This window comes from Saccharomonospora saliphila YIM 90502 (assembly GCF_000383795.1).
Classification (GTDB): Bacteria; Actinomycetota; Actinomycetes; order Mycobacteriales; family Pseudonocardiaceae; genus Saccharomonospora; species Saccharomonospora saliphila.
Genome location: NZ_KB912729.1, coordinates 2,505 through 5,129 on the forward strand (window position 1 = coordinate 2,505; position 2,625 = coordinate 5,129).

Below are 2,625 nucleotides of genomic sequence, written 5' to 3' on the forward strand. Positions count from 1 at the left end.
GCGCCACCGCGCCCGCCGCCCACAGCGCCGCGCGCCGGTCCGGTTCGAGGCCCGCGAACGCGCCCGCTGTCGCCAGGGCCTCCACCTGCGGTGTCGTCAACCGGACCCGGCGAGCCACATCGGTCATGTCCTGGAACGGGCCACCGCGCGCGCGTTCGGCGACGATCTCCTCGGCGAGGTCCGTGCCGAGGGTGCGCACCGTGCCGAGGCCGAGCCGCACGGCGTGCCCGGACTCGCCGGGCCCTCGTGGTTCGAGCGTGGTGTGCGGCAGGCTCGCGTTCACCTCCGGACCCCGCACCACGACGCCGTGCCTGCGGGCGTCGGCCACCAGCGACTGCGGCGAGTAGAACCCCATCGGCTGGGCCCTCAGCAGCCCCGCCAGGAATGCCTCCGGGTGGTAACGCTTGAAGAAGGCGCTGGCGAAGACCAGGTAGGCGAAGCTCAGCGCGTGGCTCTCGGGGAAGCCGTAGCTGGCGAAGGCCTTCATCTTCCGGAAGAGGTGCTCGGCCATCGGCTCGTCGACTCCGTTGCGCGCCGCGCCCTCGTAGAACCTCCTGCGCAGCCGCTCCATGCGCCGGTCGGAGCGCTTCGCGCCCATCGCGTGGCGCAACTCGTCGGCCTCGGCGGCGGTGAACCCCGCGACGTCGAGAGCGATCTGCATGAGCTGTTCCTGGAACAGCGGCACACCCAGCGTCTTGTCCAGCGCGTTCGCCAGCAGCGGGTGCTCGTGCTCCCAGCTTTCCCTTCCGGTGTACCGGCGGATGTAGGGGTGCACCGACCCGCCCTGGATCGGCCCGGGGCGGATCAGCGCGACCTCGATGGCCAGGTCGTAGAACGTCTTCGGTGCCAGCCTCGGCAGCGTCGCCAGTTGCGCACGGCTTTCCACCTGGAACACGCCGATGGCGTCGGCGCGGCGCAACATCGCGTACACCTCGTCGTCGTCGAGGTCCAGAGCGCTCAGGTCCACCCGCACGCCCTTGTGCTCGGCCACCAGATCGACCATGTAGTGCAGCGCGGAGAGCATCCCGAGTCCGAGCAGGTCGAACTTGACCAGCCCGACCGAGGCGCAGTCGTCCTTCTCCCACTGCAACACACTGCGCCCCGGCATCCGCGCCCACTCGATCGGCACGACCTCGCTCACCGGCCGGTCGCAGATCACCATGCCCCCGGAGTGGATGCCCAGGTGCCGGGGGAAGTCCTCCAGGGACGCCGCCAGCGCCAGCACCTCGTCCGGGGCGTCGTGCTGATCGGCGTCGTGCACCTGCCCCAACGGCCCCCACCGGTCGATCTGCTTGCTCCAGGCGTCCTGCTGGCCCGGCGCATGCCCGAGCGCTCGCGCGGCGTCGCGCACCGCCGACCGCGCCCGGTAGGTGATCACGTTGGCGACCTGCGCCGTGCGCAACCTGCCGTGCTTGTCGTAGACGTACTGGATGACCTTCTCGCGCTGGTCGGACTCGATGTCGAGGTCGATGTCCGGATAGCCGTCCCGGTCCGGGGCGAGGAACCGTTCGAACAGCAGCCTCCACCGCACCGGGTCCACCTTGGTGATGCCGAGCGCGTAGCAGACCGCGGAATTGGCGGCCGATCCCCGGCCCTGGCACAGGATGTCGTGGGTGCGGCAGAACCGCACGATGTCGTCCACGATGAGGAAATAGCCGGGGAACCCGAGGCGCTCGATGACGTCGAGTTCGTGGTCGAGCTGCCGGTACGCCGCCGGGTTGTCCGCGCGGTCACCGTAGTGTTCCCGCGCTCCCGCGTAGGTGCGTTCGCGCAGGTAACTCGCCTCGTCGTGCCCGTCCGGCACCGGGAACGGGGGCAGGTCCGGGGCCACAAGGTGCAACGCGAAGGCGCACTCGGTACCGAGCAGGGCGGCCCGTTGTACCGCCCCGGGATAGCGGGCGAACCGGCGTGCCATCTCGGCGCCCGAACGCAGGTGCGCGGTCGGGCCCGAGGGCAGCCATCCCTCCATCTCGTCCAGCCCTCGGCGGGCCCGGATCGCGGCGAGCGCCTGAGCGAGGTAGCCCCGGCTCGGGGTGGCGTAGTGCACGGCGTTGGTCGCCACGGTCGGCAGGCCGAGTTCGGCGGCGAGGCCGGCCAAGGCGTCGTTGTGCGTGCTGTCCAGCGGGAGGCCGTGGTCGGTCAGCTCCACGTACACGTTGCCCGCGCCGAACCTGTCCACGAGACCCCGCAGCCGCGCGGCGGCCTCGTCGGGCCCGTGCTCGACCAGGGCGCGCCGCACGGCGCCCTTGACCTGGTAGCCGTACATATGCGGATGGCTCGCCACGATCACCGTGGCTCCACCGAGTTCTGCGATCGTGTCGACGAGCGGCGGATCCAGGTGGTTGGCGGTCCCACAGCAAGTTGCCCGCGGAGTCTGTATCAGGTGCGTCCACTGCCCGATCCCGTACGACGGCTCCCGGTGGAACCGGTGCACATTCTCCTCAAGCTGTTGGTGCACCAGCGTGGGTTCGTCGGAGGCGAGGTCGTCCACCGTGGTCCATGCCTGGCCGGATTCCGGCACCCATTGGCGCTCGTCGGCGCAGATCCTGCAGTCGCGTTCGGGAGGCTGTTCGGTACGGCAACCCCATTCCCGGCCTGGACAAGCTCGGGGCGGCGAGCCCGCCC

The 2,625-nt window shown here is 70.7% G+C and carries 1 protein-coding gene; it reads right to left on the reverse strand.

All coding sequences use genetic code 11. The features are described from left to right. On the reverse strand, window positions 1–2,521 hold a 2,521-nt coding region (locus SACSA_RS24050), incomplete at its 3' end, for an error-prone DNA polymerase (protein WP_269634829.1). Between the last annotated feature and the right edge of the window lie 104 nt (window positions 2,522–2,625).